This is a genomic window from Brevundimonas bullata (assembly GCF_003350205.1).
Lineage (GTDB): Bacteria > Pseudomonadota > Alphaproteobacteria > Caulobacterales > Caulobacteraceae > Brevundimonas > Brevundimonas bullata.
Genome location: NZ_QLLC01000005.1, coordinates 120,166 through 139,682 on the forward strand (window position 1 = coordinate 120,166; position 19,517 = coordinate 139,682).

A 19,517-nucleotide genomic window follows, 5' to 3' on the forward strand; every position below is an offset into this window, starting at 1 on the left:
GCGCCTTTCGCGAAGGCGCTCTCAAGCTCAGGCGATGGTTGCGACCACCGCCGACAGTTCGGCGCGTTCATTGATCAGCGCGACCTTGTCGCCCCGGAAGACCGCGCCCGGCGCTTCCGCCGCCACGCCGAAGACTTCGGCCGCCAGGGCCACGCCGTCAGCAAAGGCCAGCACCGGCAGACCCTGCGTCTTGGCCAGCATCAGCAGCGCCTTGACCTGAGCCAGGCCCGCCTCGTCCGCCTCGCCGCCTGGCACGACCACGCCCTTGACCCGTCCGCTGGTGATGTCGTCCGCCGTGGCCGTCGCCAGCACGGTCACGCCGCCGCTGACCAGACTGGAGTCGCCGGTCGAGATCGGCGCCAGGGACACGCCGTCAATGCGCAGCGCGGTCTCCATGTCGCCCAGAGGACCGAAATCCATGCCCTTGCGCATGATCAGGCCCATGCGCAGACGCATGGGAGCGGGGCGATTGAAGCCGGGACGAGTACGGGGGGCGGTCGAATTGTTGCGTTGAGCGGACAAGACGTCTCCTTCAAAGGTTATCGTTCAATATTCAGTCGCCTGTTCAGAATGGATCAGACGAAAAACCCCGAACAGGAAACTGAAAACGAGAATCGCCGCGTCACGGCGCGGCCGGACGCGATCTGGATCAGTTCGTTGGGGTGACTGAACATATAGAGCCGCTGCGCTCGGGGTCAATGACAGGTCACGCCCATCTGATCTCAGCGATATTCAGCAGCGCTGCGTGAAATCTTTCTGCACGCTGTTCGCGCTACGGCTTGCCTGCCCGCCCCCCGGCCTTCTACAGAGCCGCATCCTCAAGGACGGACGCCATGGCTTTCACTCGCACCTATGACGGCTCAGAGCCTGTCCGCATCAATAAATGGCTGGGCCAGACCGGGGTCTGCTCGCGCCGCGAGGCCGAAGCCCTGATCGCCGCCGGCATGGTCACCATCGACGGCGAGAGCGTCACCGACGCGGGCCGCAAGATCGAGCCGGGCCAGACCCTGACCCTGAACGACCGGGGCGAAGCCGCCCTGGCCTCGGGCGTCACCATCCTGATCCACAAGCCGCTGGGCTATGTCTCGGGCCAGCCTGAGCCGGACAAGATCCCCGCCGTGCGCCTGCTGACCGCCGAGAACCTCGTCGGCGAAGGCACGCCTCCCGCCGAGGACGCCTCCCTGCCCCCCATCGGCCGTCTGGACGAGGATTCGCGCGGCCTCCTGATGCTGTCGTCCGACGGCGTGGTGGCCAAGGCCGTGATCGGCCCGCAGTCAAAACTGGACAAGGAATACCTGGTCCGCATCGAAGGCGACGTCACCGAGAAGAAGCTGGCCCTGCTGCGCCGCGGCCTGATGCTGGACGGACGCATCCTGAAATACGCCAGGGTCTCGCGCATGGAGCAGAACCGCCTGCGCTTCATCCTGACCGAGGGCCGCAACCGCCAGATCCGCCGCATGTGCGAGATGGTGGACCTGGAAGTCACGGACCTGCTGCGTATCCGCGTCGGCCCCATCCATCTGAACAACCTGCCCGAGGGCAGGTGGCGGATGATCACGCCCGATGAACGCGAAGCCCTGATCCGCGGCCAGATGGGCTGACCCTTCCATCTTCCGCTCCTCCCCGCGGAGGCGGGGACCCAGGGCTTTGGCTACCGGCGTCGCCGTTTATCGGGACACGCTAAAGGAAGCGTTGGCGTGTGAGGCCCTTACTGGGTCCCCGCCTCCGCGAGGATGAGCGGGATTGAGATGGCCTCAGCTCCGCAACGCCTCGAACCACCGCTGCAACAGGGCCGCCTCGGCGCGGTGCGCGGCGACACGAGCGGCGGCTTCCTCGTCCACGCCCCAACGTTCCTCGGTAAAGGCTTCGTCCAACCGCGACAGATCCAGCGCCGCCTCGCCCGACAAGGCGCCGCGCTGGACGGCCAGCCCCAGCACCGCCGACCCCAGCAGCGGCACGGCCGTCGCAAGCCCGGTCAGGGCATGGTCGTCCATCGCCAGCGCCAGGGCCATGACCCGTTCCAGCGCCTCGGACGGCTGCGCCCGGTGAACGATGCCCTCGGCGGGATGCAGCACCACGTCCAGCTCCCGCGCCGCCCAGTCGCGCCAAGGCCCCCACTCGATCTGCTGGCGCTCGATCAGCGACGCAGGGTGCTCGGCCAGATAGCAGATGACGTCCGACCCGGCGTAGGCGGCGATCTCGGCGGCCACCGGCTCGCGGGTCTGACTGACCCGGTCGATGGCGGTCGAGGCCAGACGGGTCGCGGGCATGGTCCCCGGAACCAGAAACTCGCCCTGCGCCGCCCATTCGTCGGCGACCAGCCCCGCGGCGGCCTCGGTCGGCAGGGTCAGGGTGTTTCCAGCCGGGGTCTTGGGTGTCCGCCCATCCAGACGCACGGTCCAGCCGCCTTCGTCCGCCGAGACGTCAACCGCCTTCCAGAAGCGTTTGATGCGCTCCTCGGACTCACGAAACCCCTTGCGGGCGGCGACGTTGGGATCAAGCGGAGGGATGTGGGACATGGATCGTCTCAGGCAGCCAGATTATGCAGCAAGGGCGGTCGAGGCGAAGCGCTCCAGCGCCGCCTCCAGATCAGGACAGTCGACGGCGACGTGGCGCGCGCCCGCCGCGACCTGTTCCTCATGGGTATGAAAACCCCAGCCGACGCCCAGCGGATGCACGCCCGCGTTCAGCGCCATTCTGATGTCATGCGACGTGTCGCCGATCATCGTGGTCGAGGCCGCGTCGGCCCCGCAGGCGGTCATGGCGGCGAACAGCATGGCGGGGTCAGGTTTGCCCGGACCATCCGCCGCGCAATGGCTGGACAGGAAGAGATCGCTCCATTCCGGCCGCGCCAGGTTGCGGGCCACGCCGCGCCGGTTCTGCCCCGTCGCCAGCGACAGCCGCCAGCCGTCGCGCTTCAACCGGCGCAGCGTCTCCATGACGCCAGGATAGAGTTCTTCCTGATGCCCCGCGTCGTACATGGCGCGGAAGCTGGCCTGAAACGCGGCGACAAAATCGGCCAGTTCGGCATCCGTAAGACTAGGCTCCAGCACATGCAGCGCCTTGTCCAGCGTCAGACCGACGATCTGGCGCACCCGATCATAGCTCGGCTCGGCCAGCCCCAGAGCCTGCGCCGCCTCACAGCACGCACGATGGATCGACGCCCGGCTGTCCACCAGGGTGCCGTCGATGTCGAAAACAGCCAGGGGACGCATCACGCCGGCACCACGTCAAAGGCGATGGTCAGGCGCGTCTCGTCGCCGGTGAACGGCACGGTCCCGTGCCACATATAGGATGGAAACAGCACCAGCTTGCCCGGCTCCGGCTTCTCGAAATGTTCCGGCGGCGTAGGTACAGCACAGGCGAACGGCGGCGCGCCGAAGCCGATCCAGCCCTCTCGCCCGTCCGCATCAACCACCGCCGGCAGGTCAATATAGCAGGCTGAGGACAGCCAGCCCTCGGGATGGACATGCGGGGCGTGATAGCCGTTGGGGGACAGTTGCACCGACCAGCATCCGGCGATGCGATAGGCGCCTGTATTGCGACGGCGCAGCGGATCATCCCCGGCGCCTAGTCGCTCCAGATACCGTTTGATCGGTCCATCAATGGCGACAAAGAAGGCTCGAATGACGGGATCGTCACTGGCGCGCAGATCGACGTGGGTCTGGGTGCCGTGCCGCAGGCTCTGCCCCACCGGATGCGCCCGGAAGGTGTGCAGTCGACGCAGCGCCGCCGCGAGATCGCTCAGATAGGCGTTCAGGTCCGACCAAGCCTCTGGCGTATCAATCGCCCCGCCCTGCACGACAGCCTCATAGTCATTCAGCGCCGGGCCGTCCGGCGCGCCCGACAGCCGTTCGAGCGTCGCCTTCAGCGACAGCCAGTTCTGGTCCTCGGGAATATTCGTCTCAGCCAGCAAGGCCGAGGCCCGATCCAGCTCCCCCCGCGCCAGCCGAACCTCAGCCAGCTTCAAGGCCAAAAGCGGATGCCCCGGCGCGCCGGCCACAGCCGCCAGCGCATGATCCAGCGCCAGATCCCGGTCAAACGCCAGGGCGGCGTTGGCGGCTGCGAGATCAATCGCCGGGTCCCGACGCGCCCCGCCTACGGCCAATGCGCTCCACACCTCGCGCGGCGTCGAACCCGTGTAGTCCATCAGCAGCCCCAACAGGCCGTGCAGCCCGCTGTCGCCGGGCGTGTGATCCAGCGCCTCGCGAACCGGCGCCAGCGCGCGCCCCGCATCGGCCGTCCGCATCCAGATCAGCTGCGCCAGTTCGCGCAGAGCCTCGACATAGGCCGGTCGCCGCGCCGCCGCCTGACGATAGGCCTTCTCGGCTTCGTCGTGCTTCTCCTGCCCCGACAGAGCCCGAGCCAGCACCAGCCAGGTTTCCGGCGCATCGCCGCCCTTGGCGAAGGCGCGACGAACCGCCGCCTCGGCCTCGGCGTATCGCCGCATATCGCCCAGAAGCCCCGCCAGATTATGCTCCGACACGCTGCTCGTCGGCCTGGCCTCCACCTGGGCCTCGCGCAGAGCCAGAGCGTCGTCCAGCCGCCCCAGCCGCTTGAGCAGATCAGCCTGCAAGGGCCAGGTCGCAGCCGCATTGGCCGCCCCTTGCAACACCGCCAGCGCCTCGTCCACGCGACCGGCGGCAATCAGCCGGTCAACGGCGGCGCGCTCGGGACTGGGGCGACCGTCGTGGCTCATCGCTGGCGCTTGACCCCTTCGAACGGATCGACGTCGCTTTCATCCTCGGAGAAGCCGAAGTGGGCGAAGCCGGCCTTGATCTCGGGGCTCAGCGGAGCCTCGACGACCAGGGTGCCGCCGCCCGGGTGGTCCAGCTCGATGCGGCGGGCGTGCAGTTGCAGTTTCAGCACGCCGCTCAGCTCCCGCGACTTGTCGTCGCCGTACTTATGGTCGCCCAGAATGGGGTGGCCGATGGCCGCCATGTGGGCGCGCAGCTGGTGCGTCCGTCCGGTAAACGGCCGCAGCGCCATCCACGAGGCCCGGTGCGCGGCGCGGCTGATGGTGGCGAAGGCGGTCTCGGCTGGCTCCCCCTTGGGGTCCTTGGGCTCGGCCGGACGCATCATCTCATAATCGTTGATGCCCGTCTTCTTCAGGGCCAGGTCGATCTGACCATGGGTGGGCTTGGGGTTGCCGATGACGATGGCCCAATAGGTCTTCTTGGCCTGACGACGGGCAAAGGCCCCGGCCAGACGCTTGGCCGCCTCCGGCCCCTTGCCGAGCAGCAGCACGCCCGAGGTGTCGCGGTCCAGACGGTGGACCAGACGCGGACGATCCATCCCCTCGCCCCAGGCCGACAGCAGGCGGTCGACGTGCTTGGTCGTCTTGGTCCCGCCCTGCACGGCCAGGCCATGCGGCTTGTTCAGGGCGATGACCATGTGATCTTCATACAGGACCAGCGACTTGGCGTAGGCCACGTCGCGCTCGGTCAGTTCATGCAGGTCGCCGGGCTTGCGCGGGTTGGCTTCAGGCAGCGGCGGCACGCGCACGGCGGCCCCGGCGGTCAGGCGGTCCTGCGGTTTGACCCGCGAACCATCGACACGGATCTCGCCCTTGCGGGCCATCTTCTCGACCTGGATATGGGTCAGGTGCGGCCAGCGGCGCTTGAACCACCGATCCAGACGGATGTCATGCTCGTCTTCAGCGACATAAAGGGTCTGGACTTCGCGGCTCATGCGCCCACTCCGGTAAACAGTTTGCGCGCGATCATCAGGCCGACGAACAGGGCGGCGATGGAAAGGACCACCGAACCCACCGCATAGACGAAAGCCGTGGCCAGTTCACGGCGTTCGATCATCAAAGCGGCTTCCAGTGAAAAAGCCGAAAAGGTGGTGAAGCCGCCCAGCAGGCCGACGGCGGCGAACAGCCGGATGCTCTCCTGCCCCGCGCCCGACTTAAGCGCCAGCCATCCGGCCAGCAGCCCCATCAGCAGACCGCCCGTGACGTTGGCGGTGAACGTACCCCATGGCCAAGATTGGGGCCAGCCAGCGCCCGGCGCCAGCCGCCCCACCGTCAACCCCAGCCCATAGCGGGCCATGGCCCCCAGGGCGCCGCCCACCGCGACAAGAAGAAATTGCATCATGCCGGGCTTCTACACCGACACGACGGGAATGACAGCGGTCGGCGGGCTACAGCCGGTTGCGGATCGCGTCCTGCACCCGGCGCGCGTCATAGGCGTCGGGGCGGTCCGGCTTGGCGCCGCGTCCCATGACGATCTCCAGCGTGGTCGAGGTCGGCTGCGGCCCGCTAAGATCAAGGCCCAGACCCACCCCGACGCCCGAGGCGCGATAGCCGCCGTAACGGCTGGAGCCCGCGCCGATCGAGACGCTGGGGCGAACGCCCCCGGCGCTGTCGGGACGACCGTCGATCCAGCGCTGCGTGACCTCGAACCAGTCATAGCCCTGATCTACGGTCAGTTGCGCCGCGCGGAACAGGGCGCGATCCGCCACCGGCCCGACGGCGCCGACACCGTTGTAGGTCACGCGGAAACGGTCGGACTCGATGCGCTGCTCATTGAAACCCTGCCCGCCCGCCGACTGCTGCGGACGATAGGGGGCCAAGCTGGCGCAGGCGCTCAAGGCCAGGGCCGAAACCGCGATCAGGCTGAATGTCAGGCGTTTCATGCGAAATCTCCTGCCCGATTAGCGCCGAGCAAGGCCCGATGTTCCGCCGCGAAGCTGAACAGAAGCTGAACCGCCTACAGCCCCGCCGCCGCCTGCAAAGCCGCAAAATCCTCAGGCGGGGCTGCCTCCAGCGTCACCCGCTCACCGCCCTCGGGGTGCGGGAAGGACAGCCTGGCCGCGTGCAGCATCAACCGCGACGCCCCGCGACCGGCGAAGGTCAGCGCCCCCCCGTAGCGCACGTCGCCGACCAGAGGCCGTCCGATCGACGCCATATGGACCCGCAGCTGGTGCATCCGCCCCGTCTCGGGCGACAGCTCGACCAGAGCCCCGTCCTCGCTGGCCGCCAGGGTGCGATAGCCGCTGACGGCGCCTTGCGCGCCCGGCGCATCGAACTCGACCACCCGCATATAGCTCTCGCGCCCGATCTCCTCGCGGCGCAGGGCGGCGGTGATACGGCCCGACTTGGGCTCAGGGGCGGCTGACACCAGGGCCAGATAGGTCTTCTGGAACCGGCGCATCTGCATGGCCTTGCCCAGGAAACCCGCCGCCGGCTTGGTCTTGGCCGCCAGGATGACGCCCGAGGTGTCGCGGTCCAGCCGGTGCACCAATTCCGGCCGCTTGCCGTTCGAGCGCGCAAAGGCCCACAGCAGGTCGTCCAGGGTATGGGCCTGGATGCGTCCGCCCTGGCTCGACAGGCCAGACGGCTTGTTGAAGGCGATGATGTGCGCGTCCTCGTGGATGACCCACGAACGGACGGCGGCGATGTCTTCTTCGGTCAGGGAAGCGGGCTGGCGGGTTTTCACCCGCCGAGCCTTTAGCGGAGGACCGCCTTCTTCGCCATGGCCGAGGCGTACCAGAGCAAGAGGGCGGCGATCCCGACGATGACGTAGGGCATCCACTCCATCATGGCCAACTGCGGCGGCAGGGCCGGCGGCGGGTTGATGAACTTCGAATAGACCAAGCTTACCACCGCCCCCAACAACGACAGAGCGAAGGCGTGCACCGCCCAGCGGCTGCGCGACAACAGCAGCAGCGACGCGATCACCGCGCCCCAGACGCCCAGGGTCCACGGCACGTACATCCAGGTCGGCATGGCGGCGTAGTAGGCGATCATCTCGTCGCCGAAGCCGGATTCACGCATGTAGGCTTCACCGCGCGTGGTGGTCTGGATGAAGTCGTATCCGCCATAACCGTTCCACAGCAGCGACAGCACGCCCACCAGCCACAGATGCCAGGGCGTCGCTTGACGCCTCGCTATATCGATCATCATTCCCTCCCCAGGTTGCGATCAGCGAGAGGCTAAGCCCGAACGGCCATGCTTAACAATGAACGGTGATCAGGTGGCTTTTCTCCTCCCCATTTCATGGGGAGGGGGACCGCGAAGCGGTGGAGGGGGCGGCGCAGACGTCCGATGTCGAGTCACCCCCTCCGTCACCTCGCCTTCGGCGACGCGCCACCTCCCCATTTCATGGGGAGGAAAGAGCTCAGCCCTCTTCCTTCTGCGCCCGCGCCCGCATCGCCGCCCAGCGTTCCAGCCGCGCCTTGACCTTCTCCTCATGCCCCTCGCCCTTGGGCTTGTAGAAGGTGCGACGCTCCATCTCGTCAGGGAAGAAGTTGGCGCCCGAGAAGCCCTCGGGCGTGTCGGGATCGTACTGATAGCCCTTGCCGTAGCCGAGCGACTTCATCAGCTTCGTAGGCGCATTGCGGATATGGGCGGGCGGCATCAGCGAGCCCGTCTCGTGCGCCGCCTTCTTCGCCGCCTTGAAGGCCTCATAGACCCCCACCGACTTGGGCGCGGTGGCCAAGTGGACGACGGCCTGGGCCAGGGCCAGTTCCCCCTCGGGCGATCCCAGGAAGTCGTAGGTGTCCTTGGCGGCGTTGGCGACCATGATGGACAGGGGGTCGGCCTGACCGATGTCCTCGACCGCCATGCGCACGATCCGTCGCGCCAGATACAGCGGGTCTTCGCCCCCGTTCAGCATCCGCGCCAGCCAGTAGAGCGCCGCGTCCGGGTCCGACCCGCGCACCGATTTATGCAGGGCGGATATGAGGTTATAGTGCTCTTCTCTCGACTTGTCGTAAGCGGGCGCCCGCTTCTGAAGCACCCCCGCCAGCGCCTGAACGTCCAGCAGGTCGCCTTCAGGAAGATCGAACAGCACCTCCGACATGGTCAGCAGATAGCGCCCGTCGCCGTCGGCCAAGGCCAGCATGGCGTGGCGCGCCTCGGGCGTCAGCGGCAGGGGCCTCTCCATCAGGGCCGCTGCTCGGTCCAGCAGTTGATCCAGCGCCGCATCGTCCAGACGCTTCAGCACATAGACCTGGCTCCGCGACAGCAGCGCCCCGTTCAGCTCGAAGCTGGGGTTCTCGGTCGTGGCCCCGACCAGGGTAACGACCCCCTCCTCGACGAAGGGCAGGAAGCCGTCCTGCTGGGCGCGGTTGAAGCGGTGGATCTCGTCCACGAACAACAGGGTCTGCTGCCCCGCCGCTCGGCGCATCCTCGCCGCCTCAAACGCCTTCTTCAGGTCGGCGACGCCGGAAAAGACCGCGCTAATCGATTGATATTCATAGCCCGCCGCCTTGGCCAGCAACCGGGCGATGGTTGTCTTGCCGGTGCCGGGCGGTCCCCACAGGATCATGGAGCCCAGACGGCCGGCCTCGATCATGCGGCGGATCGGCCCGCCCTCGCCCAGCAGGTGATCCTGACCCACGACCTCTTCCAGCGTCTGAGGGCGCAGACGGTCGGCAAGCGGCGCGTCAGGGGGATGGATGCCGGAGGCTTCGAACAGATCACTCATGGGACAGTCAAGATTTGGGGAACGGCAGAGATAGGCGTTCGTTCAGCCGATTACACGCACTACTATCGGCCCGAACGGAGGAACCATGTCCGACCCCCAGCCGAACCAGGGCCCGACCGGCGGCCTCACGCCCCATCTGACCATTCCCTCAAAGGGCGGCTTGGCGGCCATCGAATTCTACGGCCGGGCCTTCGGCGCCGAAGAGATCATGCGGATGCCCGCCGAGGACGGCGAGCGGCTGATGCACGCCCACCTCAGGATCAACGGCGCCAGCCTCATGCTGGCCGACGAATTTCCCGAATGGACGGGCGAGGCCGACATCCAGCCCAGGGGCGTGACCCTGCATCTCCAGGTCGACGATCCCGACGAATGGTGGACCCGCGCCCTCGTGGCCGGCGCCGTCCCCGTCATGCCGCTGGAGGACCAGTTCTGGGGCGACCGCTACGGCCAAGTCCGCGACCCCTTCGGCCACACCTGGTCCATCGGCGGCCCGAAAAAAGCCTGACAGACCTCTCCTCCCCACGGGCGGGCAAAAGAGGTCAGCCGGCTCCCTCTACGGCAACCGCCCCGTCAGCTTGCGACCGCCGCGCACGATCACCAGTTCGGACCCGCGCTGCGCCCGGCCAAGGGCCGCGACCGAGGTCGCCGGGCGGCCGTCCACCTGAACGATCAGATCATTGGGCCTCAGGCCGATACGGGCCGGAATGCTGTTGCGTTGCAGCCCCGTGACCACCACGCCGCTCGTAAAGGGATCGCCGCCCAGACGGTCAGCCAGCGCCGGGCTCAGCGCCACGCCCTGAAGACCGGCCAGCGCGCCCTGCCCCACGGTCGTGCCCTGACCGGGATCGGCCACGCCCGGCAGGGCCGAAACCCGCGCGTTCACCGTCTGGGTCTTGCCGTCGCGCAGGATGGTCACGGCCACCGTGTCGTTGGGCGCGCGCGTGCCGACGCGGAAGTTCAGCCCCCCCTGGTCGTTGATCTCGGCCCCGTCGATGGCGGTGATGACATCGCCTTCCTCCAGACCGGCGCGCGCGCCTGGCCCCTGCGGATAGACCTCGGTGATGATCAGGCCCTGCGGCCGCGACAGGCCCAGGCTACGGGCGATGTCGGCGCTGACGGTGTCGCCCTTCACGCCCAGCCACGGTCGCACCACGGCCTTGGCCCCGCCGATGGCCGAATCCACCACCCGCTTGACCATGGTCGCCGGCACCGCAAAGCCCACCCCGGTCGACGACCCCGTGCGCGAGAAGATGGCGGTGTTGATGCCGATCAGGTCGCCGTCCATGTCGACCAAGGCCCCGCCCGAGTTGCCGGGGTTGATGGCCGCATCGGTCTGGATGAAGGAGCCCGAGTCCGAAATCCCCGTCTCGGTCCGGTTCAGCGCCGAGATGATCCCCGTCGTCACTGTCTGACCGACGCCGAACGGGTTGCCGATGGCCAGGACCAGATCGCCGATCTGCTGCTCTTCCTGATCGTCGATGCGCAACACCGGCAGACTGCCCTCCACGCCCTCCAGTTGCAGCACGGCGATGTCGGAGCGTGAGTCGGCCAGCAGAACCCTGGCGGCGTATTCGCGCCGGTCGTTCAAGGTGACGCGGATCTGCTGCATGTTCTCGATGACGTGGTTGTTCGTCACCACCACCCCGTCCGCGCGCACGATGACGCCCGAGCCGATCGAGCCGGTCACGCGCGACTGCGGCCCCCCGCCGAACATCTCGAAGAAGGGATCACGCACCTGCTGCACGCCGCGCGCCGAGATATTGACCACGGCGGGCGCCGCCTCGCGCACCACGGGCGCAAAGCTGGACTTCATCGCCCCGGCGTCGCGCGGGGCCACGCGCGGCTGCTCGGCGAACACGCCTTCCTGCGCCTTGGACGGTTGCGGCTGGCCGCAGGCGGACAGCATCAGGGCGGCGGCGAGGGCCAGTCTGGAAGTCTTCATGTCGTCAGGGTCTCGTTCGGAAGGCTTTGCCGCATTGCGCAATGGTTTTGGGACGGGATCAAGGCCAATGGCCAAGCCTGGCGTCCGCCGCGATCAAACGACCGTGACCTCGTCCCGTTCCGCCCGGCGCGCCGTGATCCAGCCGATCAGCGCCGCCAGCGCCAGGACCCCCGCCGCCAGATAGAAGGCCAGCCCTGGATTGGGCGCCCACATCCCCTGCTCCACCGATTCCGAATAGACCCAGCCGAAGAACAACGGCGAGGCCACCCCGGCAATGGAGGCGACGCTCATGTTCGCGCCCTGAAGCTGCCCCTGCTCGCTCTCGCTGACCCGGCGGGTCATCAGGGATTGCAGCGTCGGCATGGCCAAGCCCCACAGGGCGTTGGGCAGCATGGCGAGAATGAAGGCGACGCCCGTCGGCGCCCAGCCCATCAGGGCGATGCCGATGGTGCCGCCGCACAGGCCCAGGATCATCGTCATCCGGTCGCCCAGCTTCTTCGCAACCGGCCCCACCAGAACCCCCTGAACAATCATGTCCAGCACCCCGACCATGGCCAACAGCATCCCCACCTGCCATGGCCCCCAGCCGTACCTCAGCCCCGCATACAGAACGAAGAGCGCCGAAAAGACGTGGTGGGCGAAGTAGAGCAGGAAGTTGACGATCGCGAGGCCCGCCAGCTCGGCATGACGCCGCAGCAGCATCATGGCCCCGACGGGATTGGCGCGCCGCCAGCTGAAGGGCATCCGATTCTCGGGGGCCAGGCTCTCGGGCAGGATGAACAGGCCATAGAGGAAGGCCACGCCCGACAGACCGCCCGCCACCCAGAAGGGCACCCGCGGGCCGAACTCGCCCAGAAAACCGCCCAGCACCGGCCCCAAAACAAAGCCGCCCGAGAAGGCCGCACCAATCAGGCCATAGGCCCGCGCGCGTTTTTCCGGCTCGGTGATATCGGCCATATAGGCATAGATGGTCGTGAAACTGGACGAGGTGATCCCCGCGATCAGCCGCCCGACCGCCAGCCACCACAGGTTCGGCGCCAGCGCCATCAGCGCATAGTCCGCCGCCAGACCGGCGCAGCTGATCAGGATGACAGGTCGGCGCCCATACTGGTCCGACAACGAACCGATCACCGGCGAGGCCAGGAACTGCATCCCCGCCCACAGCGCCACAAAGACGCCGTTCAGCAGACCCGCCCGCGCGTTCGAACCGACGAACTCCTCGATCAGATGCGGCAGTACGGGGATGACGATCCCCATGGCCACGATGTCGAGCACCGCCGTGACAAAGATGAAGGCCATCGCCGCGCGGCGGACCTTAGGATGGTGCAGGGACATGAGGGCTCGCGAAGTTGGAACCGTCCTTCTAAACGGCGGCAGAGGCTCACGCGATGTTATTCCGGCGCTGCCCCACCATCCGCTCATCCCCGCGGAGGCGGGGACCCAGTGCTTTGGCCGCAAGCGCCAGCCGCAAGTATCGCTTCTCCGTCAGAAGTCAGCGCGAGAGGCTCTTACTGGGTCCCCGCCTCCGCGGGGATGAGCGGAAAAGGGCCCAAAGCCAAACCAGATCTGACCCGTCAGCGCGTCGTCACCGCCAGCGTATCTTCCGCCCGCCCGTCCCCGCGCGGCGCATCGACACCTAGCAGACGCGCCAGGAAGGGCTGAACATCCACGCTGTCCAGATCGTTCAACCGCCGCCCCTGAACCACGCCCGGTCCATGGGCGATGAAGATCGCCGCCATGTCAGCTGAGAAGTTGTCATAGCCGTGCGCCCCGCCCGGCTTGGTCACGGGCCGCGCCTTGGTCGTGAAGGTCCAGCCGGGCTCGGAGGCGCAGACGATGGCCGAGACGCGCGGGTTGGAACCCAAGACGAACCGCGCCGGGATCTCGCTCTTCCTCCAGCAGTCCAGATGCGGACGCGAGCCCAGCAGCGCCGCCTCGACCTCGGCCTCGCGACCCACGACCGGGTTCAGGAAGGTCACCGCCCCGGAATAGACGATCTGGATCGCCGCCGGATCAATCAGGTCGTCGATCCACGTCACCCGCTCGGGCGAGGTCGCGGCCATGCCGTGATCCGACACGATCACCAGCACCGTGCGCTCATACAACCCCCGCGCCTTCAGCCCCTCGACCAGTCGACCGATGGAGGCGTCCACCGAGCGGATCGCCTCGACCGTCTCCGCCCCGTCGGGGCCATGGTGGTGGCCCTGGGTGTCGACGATGTCGAAATAGAGGGTGGTCAGCTGCGGCCGCTGATCCGACGGCAGGTCCATCCACTCCAGCACGCGATCCACGCGCGCATCGCCCGGCATCCCCTGATCGAACTCGGTCCAGTAGGACGGGCGCACGCCATGGATTTCAGCCTCGGAGCCCGGCCAGAACATGGTGCCGGTCTTGATCCCCGCCTTTTCCGCCGAGACCCAGATCGGTTCGCCCTGGTCCCACCAGCGGCGATCCGTCACGGCCTGCTTGTTACCCAGCGAGAACCGGCCCAGCTCGGCGTCGATCATGTTGTTGCCGACGATGCCATGGTGGTCGGGGTGCAGCCCCGTCACCAGCGTATAATGGTTGGGGAAGGTCACGCTGGGGAAGGATGGCCGCATCGGCCCCGTCGCCCCCTCGCCCGCCAGTCGCGACAGGTTCGGCGTGATCCCCCGGTCCAGATAGTCGGCGCGGAAGCCGTCGATGGAGACCAGCATGACCAGAGGCCGTTCGGCGGCCAGCGCGGCTTGCGGCTCGGCCTGTTGAACAGGGGTGCTGGCGCAGGCGGTCAGCAACAGGGCCAGACACAGGCCCGCGACGCGAGAAAACATGAAAACTCCGAAGCGACTTCGGGGAGATTGCCTAAGCTTAATCTGCGACAGCAAGAAGACGCCTTGTCGGCTTATCCCCATCAGGCCAAGCTCGAGCGCATGACCGCTGTGATCGAAACGACCGGCCTGACCAAGACCTATGGCGCCGTGCGCGCCCTGGACGGGCTGAGCCTGAGCATCCCGCGCGGCGGGGTCTACGGCGTGCTGGGCCCCAACGGCGCCGGCAAGTCCACCCTGTTCCGCATCCTGCTGGGCCTGATCCGGCCCACGGCGGGCGAGGTCCGGGTTCTGGGCCAGCACGCGGGCGACCCCGCCGTCATGCGCCGCATCGGCTCCATGATCGAGACGCCCCGCTTCCCGCCCTACATGACCGCGCGTCAGGTGCTGGAATGGCTGGCGCTGGCGCACGGCGCCAAGGACGCCGCCATCGACGCGTGGCTGGACCGCGTCGGCCTGACCGAGGCCGCCAACCGCCGCGTGCGCGGCTTCTCGGTCGGCATGTTGCAGCGCCTCGGCGTCGCCGCCGCCCTGATGACCAAGCCGGACCTCGTCATCCTGGATGAGCCGACAAGCGGCATGGACCCGCCCGGCATCCAAGAAATGCGCGCCCTGATCCGCAGCCTGGCCGACGACGACGGCGTGACCATCATCCTGGCCAGCCACCAACTGCTTGAGGTCCAGCGCGTCTGCGACCGCGTGGCCATCTTCAATCGCGGCACCCTGGCCGCCGAGGGCAAGGTCAGCGAACTGACCGCCGCCGGCGAACGCCTGCGTCTGTCGGCCACGCCTCTGGCCAAGATCATGAACGTGCTGGGCGACAAGGCGACGCTGGACGGCGACGCGGTCCTGGCCGCCATTCCCCGCGCCGAGGGTCCCGCCCTGCTGCGCGCCCTGATCGAACAGGGCGTGGACATCGACGAGGCCCGCTGGGTCGGCGCCGATCTGGAAAGCGTCTTCATGGCCGAGACCGGCCCCGCACGCACCGATGCTCAGGTCCGGGAGGCCCTCCATGCTGGCTGACGCCATCCGCTCCGAATCCTGGCGCCTGCTCAAGAACCGCACGGTCCTGTCGTGGAGCCTGATCTTCGTGCCGCTGGTGTGGCTGGCCGTCCTGATCGGCGGCGCCGTGATCGACGCCAAGGTCGACCGCATGGCCGACCAACTGCCGCCGCAGCTGACCTCGGCCCGCGCCGCCCTTGATCTGGACCAAACCCTGCTGTCCGCCGCCGGCCAATTGGCCAACCCTGCCCTATTGGCCTTCCTGCTGATCGGCGCGGCGACCGTCTTTTCCAGCGACTACCGCTGGGAGACCTGGCGCCTGATCACCGCGCGCAATAGTCGCCCCAACCTGATCATGGGCAAGGTCGGCGCCGTCAAGCTGATGACCCTGGCGGGCCTGGCCCTGTTCCTGGCGGCCGCCCTGCTCGGCGCCGCCATCAAGGGCGTCGTCCTCGACAGGGATCTGGTGTTCCGCTTCGGCGGCGAGGAAGCCCTGACCTTCGGCCTGCTCTTCCTTCTGGCCTTTGTGCGGGTCGTCCAGTTTCTAATGCTCAGCCTGCTGACGGCCGTCCTGACGCGCTCTCAGCTGGCGGCCCTGTTCGTGCCTCTGGTTGTCGGCGTCGCTCAGGCCTTCCTCGTCACCCTCGCCCCCATCCTGGGATGGAGCGCCGCCGACTGGCAGACCCTGCTGCTGTTTCCTGGCGCCGCCTATGAGGCATTGAAGACGGTCATCCTGGGCGGCGTCCCGACGGCTGTGCTGCAAGACGGCGTCGTGCTGCGCGCCGTCGCCAGCCTGGCCCTGTGGTCCCTCGTCCCGTTCAGCCTGGCCCTGTGGTGGTTCAGCCGTCAGGACCTGTCGAAGGAGTAGCCGAGGCGTCGCGCCGCTACAGCCGCTTCTCCATCCAGACGTCTGCCCGCGCATAGGGCGTCGGCTGCGGCGGCAGGTGCACGAAGCCGAACCGGGCATAGAGAGCCAGCGCCGGCCCCAGCGTCGAACTCGTCTCCAGATAGAGGCGGTGCGCGCACGCATCCCGCGCCGTCGCCTCGCAGGCCTCCAGCAGGCGCAGGGACAGGCCCCCGCCCCGCGCCTCCGGCCGCACCGTCATCTTCGTGACTTCGAGCCCGCCGTCCGCCATGGCGATCAGGCCGCAGCAGCCGACGCTAACGCCGTCCCGCTCGGCGAAGAAGATATGGCCGCCTCTGGAGAGGATCTGCCCCTCGGGGTCGTCCAGGGTCAGATGATCCTTGGCCTCCAGGACGAAGCCGCCTTCCACAAGCCAGTCGGTGTTCAGCCGTTTCCAGGCGTCCGCATGGACGGGGGTATAGGCGACGATGCGATCTTCAACCGTACTCATGCCGCTCTATCGCCCGCTCGCCGATAGGCGACAAGCGTGAAGACAAACGAAAAGGGCGGCCGGATCGCTCCAGCCGCCCCTTCAATGTCTCAAGCCGATGAAGCGATTAAGCTTCGTCGTCGCCCTCGATCGCATAGACCGGACCCGAGTCCAGGCCCTTGGCGGCGGCGTCGCGATCGACGAACTCGATCACAGCCATCGCGGCGTTGTCGCCGTGACGGAAGCCGGCCTTCATGATGCGAATGTAACCGCCCGAACGTTCGGCGTAGCGCGGGCCGATCGTCTCGAACAGCTTGCCGACTTGCGGCACGTCGCGGACGGCGCTGATGGCCTGACGACGAGCGTGCAGGTCGCCCTTTTTAGCCAGCGTGACCAGCTTCTCAACGAAGGGACGCAGTTCCTTCGCCTTCGGCAGGGTGGTCGTGATCTGCTCGTGCTTGATCAGCGAGGCGGCCATGTTGGCGAACATGGCTTGGCGGTGGCTGACCGTACGGCCGAGCTTGCGGTAAGCGGCGCCGTGGCGCATCGGGGTCTCTCCTACTCAACCCTGGTTTCCGGCCTTAACAAAGGGGCGGGACCTGGGGCCTTGTTCATTCTAACCGCCCCATCCGCGCCCCGAAGGGCGCTGGGCGGAGGGTTGATGATCAGATCTGGTCGTCGAACTTTTTGGCCAGATCTTCGATGTTTTCGGGCGGCCAGTTCGGCACGTCCATGCCGAGCGACAGGCCCATCGTCGCGAGAACTTCCTTGATCTCGTTCAGCGACTTGCGGCCGAAGTTCGGGGTGCGAAGCATTTCGCCCTCGGTCTTCTGGATCAGGTCGCCGATGTAGACGATGTTGTCGTTCTTCAGGCAGTTGGCCGAGCGGACCGACAGCTCCAGTTCGTCGACCTTCTTGAGCAGGGCCGGGTTGAAGGGCAGGTCGGGCTTGCCGTCCGTCGCCTCAACAGCCTTGGTCGGCTCGTCGAAGGTGATGAAGATCTGCAGCTGGTCTTGCAGGATGCGGGCGGCATAGGCCACCGCGTCAACCGGCGAGACGGCGCCGTTGGTTTCAACTTCCAGGATCAGCTTGTCGTAATCCATCGACTGGCCCTGGCGGGTCGGCTCGACGCGATAGGCGACGCGCTTGACCGGCGAGTACAGGGCGTCGACGGCGATCAGGCCGATCGGCGCATCTTCCGGACGGTTCAGTTCGGCGGCGACGTAGCCCTTGCCGTTCTGGACCGTCAGTTCCATGCGGACCGAAGCGCCGTCGTCGAGCGTGCAGATGACGTGGTCGGGGTTCAGAACCTCGATGTCCGCCGGCGCTTCGATCTGAGCCGCCGTGACGACGCCGGGACCCGTGGCGCGCAGTGTCATGCGCTTGGGGCCTTCGGCGTGCATGCGCAGCGCCAGTTGCTTGATGTTCAGGACGATGTCGACCACGTCTTCCCGAACGCCTTCCAGCGACGAGAACTCGTGAACAACGCCGTCGATCTGGATGGCCGTGACAGCCGCGCCTTGCAGCGAGGACAGCAGAACGCGACGAAGCGCGTTGCCGAGCGTCACACCGAAACCACGCTCGAGAGGCTCAGCGACCAGACGCGCCTTGCGCAGCGGGTCGGAACCGCCCTCGACTTGCGGCTTCTCGGGACGGATCAGCTCTTGCCAGTTTCTTTCGATCATAGAGTCCCTCGAACGGGTTTCGCCGGTTCCACGCTCTCACGTTCAGAGCAGAAGGAACCGGCGGGAAAAGGGGTAGTCGGTCGCTTAGACGCGGCGGCGCTTGGGCGGACGGCAACCATTGTGCGGCATCGGCGTGACGTCGCGGATGGTCGTGATCGTCAGACCGACGGCCTGCAGAGCGCGAAGCGCCGACTCACGGCCGGAACCCGGACCCGAGACGTTGACTTCCAGCGTCTTGACGCCGTGCTCTTGCGCCTTCTTGCCGGCGTCTTCAGCAGCCATCTGGGCGGCGTAAGGGGTCGACTTACGCGAACCCTTGAAGCCCATGTGACCGGCCGAAGACCAGGAAATAGCGTTCCCCTGGGCGTCCGTGATCGTGATCATGGTGTTGTTGAAGGAGGCGTTCACGTGGGCGACGCCCGACGTGATGTTCTTGCGCTCGCGCTTCTTTACGCGACCCGGTTCCTTGGCCATCGATCAGCCCTCTCTTACTTCTTCTTGCCGGCGATCGGCTTGGCCGGACCCTTGCGGGTACGTGCGTTGGTGTGCGTGCGCTGACCGCGGACCGGCAGGCCCTTGCGGTGACGCAGGCCGCGGTAGCAGGCCAGGTCCATCAGACGCTTGATGTTCATCGACGTCTCACGGCGCAGGTCGCCTTCGACGGTGTGGTCCTTGTCGATCGTTTCACGGATCTGCAGAACTTCAGCGTCGGTCAGCTGGTTCACGCGGCGGGCCGGCTCAATGCCGACCTTAGCGGTGATTTCCTTGGCGGCGTGTGCGCCGATGCCATGGATGTACTGAAGCGCGATTTCGACGCGCTTGTTGGTCGGAATGTTGACGCCAGCGATACGGGCCACGAGAATCTCCAGATACGCTTAAACAGACGCGGAAACCGCTCCGGTCAACAGACCAGGAGCGTGTGCGCCCTTCGCGGAAGCCGCCCTTATACAGGGGATTCGAATGGCGTCAACGGGCGCGCCGTTCCAGCGACGCATCACGGCATGAACTCCACACCCACAGTGATCTCGCGTCCTTCAACAGGGCGACCGTCGCGCGTCGGAGGACGAAAGCGGAAATAGCCGGAGGCCGCAAGGGCCGCCTCGCCGAATCCCCGCCCCGGCGGCGCCTCGTCCACAACCCGGCAATCCTCCAATCGGGTGTCGAGCCGGATGCGGCAGGCGATCCGCGCGCTGCCGTTCAGGCGCTGACGGAAGGCCTCACGCGGATGCAGCCGCCTCAGCTGATCCTTGGTCGGTCCCTGGATCAGGCGCGGCGGGCCGTCGCCCGCCCCCGGCCCCGATCCGGCCCCGACC

At 67.2% G+C, this 19,517-nt stretch carries 23 protein-coding genes; 4 read left to right on the plus strand and 19 right to left on the minus strand.

Annotated elements, in window-relative coordinates; genetic code table 11:
* Nucleotides 1-27 precede the first annotated feature (27 nt).
* Complete coding sequence (locus DXK21_RS03855; RefSeq protein ID WP_245945091.1) at nt 28-522, minus strand: hypothetical protein; 495 nt, start codon at nt 520-522, stop codon at nt 28-30.
* Between the two features lie 311 nt (nt 523-833).
* Between DXK21_RS03855 and DXK21_RS03860 the strand changes: the two genes are divergently transcribed.
* Nucleotides 834-1,601 (plus strand): pseudouridine synthase, encoded by a 768-nt coding sequence (locus DXK21_RS03860; protein ID WP_114816452.1) that lies wholly within the window; start codon nt 834-836, stop codon nt 1,599-1,601.
* Between the two features lie 153 nt (nt 1,602-1,754).
* Here DXK21_RS03860 and DXK21_RS03865 read toward each other — a convergent pair whose 3' ends face one another.
* From DXK21_RS03865 to DXK21_RS03905, 9 genes are all read right to left on the minus strand, one after another.
* The gene (locus DXK21_RS03865) at nt 1,755-2,519 is read right to left on the minus strand and encodes an ATP12 family chaperone protein (RefSeq protein ID WP_114816453.1); all 765 of its coding nucleotides are present in this window, start codon (nt 2,517-2,519) and stop codon (nt 1,755-1,757) included.
* Between the two features lie 21 nt (nt 2,520-2,540).
* Complete coding sequence (locus DXK21_RS03870) at nt 2,541-3,215, minus strand: HAD-IA family hydrolase (RefSeq protein WP_114816454.1); 675 nt, start codon at nt 3,213-3,215, stop codon at nt 2,541-2,543.
* Nucleotides 3,215-4,699, minus strand: coding sequence for a putative 2OG-Fe(II) oxygenase (locus tag DXK21_RS03875; protein ID WP_114816455.1), 1,485 nt, complete (start codon nt 4,697-4,699; stop codon nt 3,215-3,217). Before DXK21_RS03875 ends, DXK21_RS03870 begins: the two co-directional genes overlap by 1 nt.
* The gene (locus DXK21_RS03880) at nt 4,696-5,691 is read right to left on the minus strand and encodes an RluA family pseudouridine synthase (protein ID WP_114816456.1); all 996 of its coding nucleotides are present in this window, start codon (nt 5,689-5,691) and stop codon (nt 4,696-4,698) included. The genes DXK21_RS03875 and DXK21_RS03880 overlap by 4 nt, the downstream gene beginning before the upstream one ends.
* Nucleotides 5,688-6,098 (minus strand): fluoride efflux transporter CrcB, encoded by a 411-nt coding sequence (gene crcB / locus DXK21_RS03885; protein WP_114816457.1) that lies wholly within the window; start codon nt 6,096-6,098, stop codon nt 5,688-5,690. The genes DXK21_RS03880 and crcB overlap by 4 nt, the downstream gene beginning before the upstream one ends.
* A gap of 46 nt (nt 6,099-6,144) precedes the next feature.
* Entirely contained in the window at nt 6,145-6,639 is a 495-nt protein-coding gene (locus tag DXK21_RS03890; RefSeq protein ID WP_114816458.1) for a CC0125/CC1285 family lipoprotein, read from the minus strand.
* Nucleotides 6,640-6,713: 74 nt separating this feature from the next.
* Nucleotides 6,714-7,442, minus strand: coding sequence for an RluA family pseudouridine synthase (locus tag DXK21_RS03895; protein ID WP_114816459.1), 729 nt, complete (start codon nt 7,440-7,442; stop codon nt 6,714-6,716).
* 11 nt (nt 7,443-7,453) lie between these two features.
* On the minus strand, nt 7,454-7,906 hold the full coding sequence (locus DXK21_RS03900; protein ID WP_162790569.1) for a hypothetical protein: 453 nt from the start codon (nt 7,904-7,906) through the stop codon (nt 7,454-7,456).
* A gap of 217 nt (nt 7,907-8,123) precedes the next feature.
* A complete protein-coding gene (locus tag DXK21_RS03905; protein WP_114816461.1) occupies nt 8,124-9,434 on the minus strand; it encodes a replication-associated recombination protein A in 1,311 nt (436 codons plus the stop codon).
* 85 nt (nt 9,435-9,519) lie between these two features.
* On the opposite strand from DXK21_RS03905, the gene DXK21_RS03910 reads away from it, so the two are divergent.
* Nucleotides 9,520-9,939 (plus strand): VOC family protein, encoded by a 420-nt coding sequence (locus DXK21_RS03910; protein WP_114816462.1) that lies wholly within the window; start codon nt 9,520-9,522, stop codon nt 9,937-9,939.
* 48 nt (nt 9,940-9,987) lie between these two features.
* Here the strand turns inward: DXK21_RS03910 and DXK21_RS03915 are convergent, their stop codons facing one another.
* The 3 genes from DXK21_RS03915 to DXK21_RS03925 all read right to left on the minus strand — a co-directional run bounded on the left by DXK21_RS03915 (nt 9,988) and on the right by DXK21_RS03925 (nt 14,186).
* Entirely contained in the window at nt 9,988-11,376 is a 1,389-nt protein-coding gene (locus DXK21_RS03915) for a trypsin-like peptidase domain-containing protein (RefSeq protein ID WP_114816463.1), read from the minus strand.
* Nucleotides 11,377-11,469: 93 nt separating this feature from the next.
* Entirely contained in the window at nt 11,470-12,711 is a 1,242-nt protein-coding gene (locus tag DXK21_RS03920) for a TCR/Tet family MFS transporter (protein ID WP_114816464.1), read from the minus strand.
* A gap of 239 nt (nt 12,712-12,950) precedes the next feature.
* Nucleotides 12,951-14,186, minus strand: a complete 1,236-nt coding sequence (locus DXK21_RS03925; protein ID WP_114816465.1) for an alkaline phosphatase family protein — start codon at nt 14,184-14,186, stop codon at nt 12,951-12,953.
* Nucleotides 14,187-14,285: 99 nt separating this feature from the next.
* Here DXK21_RS03925 and DXK21_RS03930 point away from each other — a divergent pair, with 99 nt between their 5' ends.
* Together DXK21_RS03930 and DXK21_RS03935 are read left to right on the plus strand one after the other, a co-directional pair.
* Nucleotides 14,286-15,206, plus strand: coding sequence for an ABC transporter ATP-binding protein (locus DXK21_RS03930; protein ID WP_114816485.1), 921 nt, complete (start codon nt 14,286-14,288; stop codon nt 15,204-15,206).
* Nucleotides 15,196-16,053 (plus strand): ABC transporter permease subunit, encoded by an 858-nt coding sequence (locus DXK21_RS03935; RefSeq protein ID WP_114816466.1) that lies wholly within the window; start codon nt 15,196-15,198, stop codon nt 16,051-16,053. Before DXK21_RS03930 ends, DXK21_RS03935 begins: the two co-directional genes overlap by 11 nt.
* Before the next feature lie 16 nt (nt 16,054-16,069).
* On the opposite strand, the gene DXK21_RS03940 is transcribed toward DXK21_RS03935, so the two are convergent.
* The 6 genes from DXK21_RS03940 to DXK21_RS03965 form a co-directional block, all read right to left on the minus strand.
* Nucleotides 16,070-16,540, minus strand: coding sequence for a GNAT family N-acetyltransferase (locus tag DXK21_RS03940; RefSeq protein ID WP_114816467.1), 471 nt, complete (start codon nt 16,538-16,540; stop codon nt 16,070-16,072).
* Nucleotides 16,541-16,646: 106 nt separating this feature from the next.
* The gene (gene rplQ / locus DXK21_RS03945; RefSeq protein WP_114816468.1) at nt 16,647-17,066 is read right to left on the minus strand and encodes a 50S ribosomal protein L17; all 420 of its coding nucleotides are present in this window, start codon (nt 17,064-17,066) and stop codon (nt 16,647-16,649) included.
* Nucleotides 17,067-17,184: 118 nt separating this feature from the next.
* Nucleotides 17,185-18,204: a DNA-directed RNA polymerase subunit alpha gene (locus tag DXK21_RS03950; protein ID WP_114816469.1), complete on the minus strand. Its 1,020-nt coding sequence runs from the start codon at nt 18,202-18,204 to the stop codon at nt 17,185-17,187.
* 84 nt (nt 18,205-18,288) lie between these two features.
* Entirely contained in the window at nt 18,289-18,678 is a 390-nt protein-coding gene (gene rpsK, locus DXK21_RS03955; protein ID WP_114816470.1) for a 30S ribosomal protein S11, read from the minus strand.
* Between the two features lie 14 nt (nt 18,679-18,692).
* Nucleotides 18,693-19,061: a 30S ribosomal protein S13 gene (gene rpsM, locus DXK21_RS03960; protein ID WP_114816471.1), complete on the minus strand. Its 369-nt coding sequence runs from the start codon at nt 19,059-19,061 to the stop codon at nt 18,693-18,695.
* Nucleotides 19,062-19,198: 137 nt separating this feature from the next.
* Nucleotides 19,199-19,517 (minus strand): TonB family protein (locus DXK21_RS03965; RefSeq protein ID WP_114816472.1); only part of this gene is annotated, 319 nt, incomplete at its 5' end.

Coding starts and splice junctions, on each gene's coding strand:
- DXK21_RS03860 (WP_114816452.1), top strand. CDS start 834: ATGGCTTTCACTCGCACCTATGACGGCTCAGAGCCTGTCCGCATCAAT.
- DXK21_RS03865 (WP_114816453.1), bottom strand. CDS start 2,519: ATGTCCCACATCCCTCCGCTTGATCCCAACGTCGCCGCCCGCAAGGGG.
- DXK21_RS03870 (WP_114816454.1), bottom strand. CDS start 3,215: ATGCGTCCCCTGGCTGTTTTCGACATCGACGGCACCCTGGTGGACAGC.
- DXK21_RS03875 (WP_114816455.1), bottom strand. CDS start 4,699: ATGAGCCACGACGGTCGCCCCAGTCCCGAGCGCGCCGCCGTTGACCGG.
- DXK21_RS03880 (WP_114816456.1), bottom strand. CDS start 5,691: ATGAGCCGCGAAGTCCAGACCCTTTATGTCGCTGAAGACGAGCATGAC.
- crcB (WP_114816457.1), bottom strand. CDS start 6,098: ATGATGCAATTTCTTCTTGTCGCGGTGGGCGGCGCCCTGGGGGCCATG.
- DXK21_RS03890 (WP_114816458.1), bottom strand. CDS start 6,639: ATGAAACGCCTGACATTCAGCCTGATCGCGGTTTCGGCCCTGGCCTTG.
- DXK21_RS03900 (WP_162790569.1), bottom strand. CDS start 7,906: ATGATCGATATAGCGAGGCGTCAAGCGACGCCCTGGCATCTGTGGCTG.
- DXK21_RS03905 (WP_114816461.1), bottom strand. CDS start 9,434: ATGAGTGATCTGTTCGAAGCCTCCGGCATCCATCCCCCTGACGCGCCG.
- DXK21_RS03910 (WP_114816462.1), top strand. CDS start 9,520: ATGTCCGACCCCCAGCCGAACCAGGGCCCGACCGGCGGCCTCACGCCC.
- DXK21_RS03915 (WP_114816463.1), bottom strand. CDS start 11,376: ATGAAGACTTCCAGACTGGCCCTCGCCGCCGCCCTGATGCTGTCCGCC.
- DXK21_RS03920 (WP_114816464.1), bottom strand. CDS start 12,711: ATGTCCCTGCACCATCCTAAGGTCCGCCGCGCGGCGATGGCCTTCATC.
- DXK21_RS03925 (WP_114816465.1), bottom strand. CDS start 14,186: ATGTTTTCTCGCGTCGCGGGCCTGTGTCTGGCCCTGTTGCTGACCGCC.
- DXK21_RS03930 (WP_114816485.1), top strand. CDS start 14,286: ATGACCGCTGTGATCGAAACGACCGGCCTGACCAAGACCTATGGCGCC.
- DXK21_RS03935 (WP_114816466.1), top strand. CDS start 15,196: ATGCTGGCTGACGCCATCCGCTCCGAATCCTGGCGCCTGCTCAAGAAC.
- DXK21_RS03940 (WP_114816467.1), bottom strand. CDS start 16,540: ATGAGTACGGTTGAAGATCGCATCGTCGCCTATACCCCCGTCCATGCG.
- rplQ (WP_114816468.1), bottom strand. CDS start 17,066: ATGCGCCACGGCGCCGCTTACCGCAAGCTCGGCCGTACGGTCAGCCAC.
- DXK21_RS03950 (WP_114816469.1), bottom strand. CDS start 18,204: ATGATCGAAAGAAACTGGCAAGAGCTGATCCGTCCCGAGAAGCCGCAA.
- rpsK (WP_114816470.1), bottom strand. CDS start 18,678: ATGGCCAAGGAACCGGGTCGCGTAAAGAAGCGCGAGCGCAAGAACATC.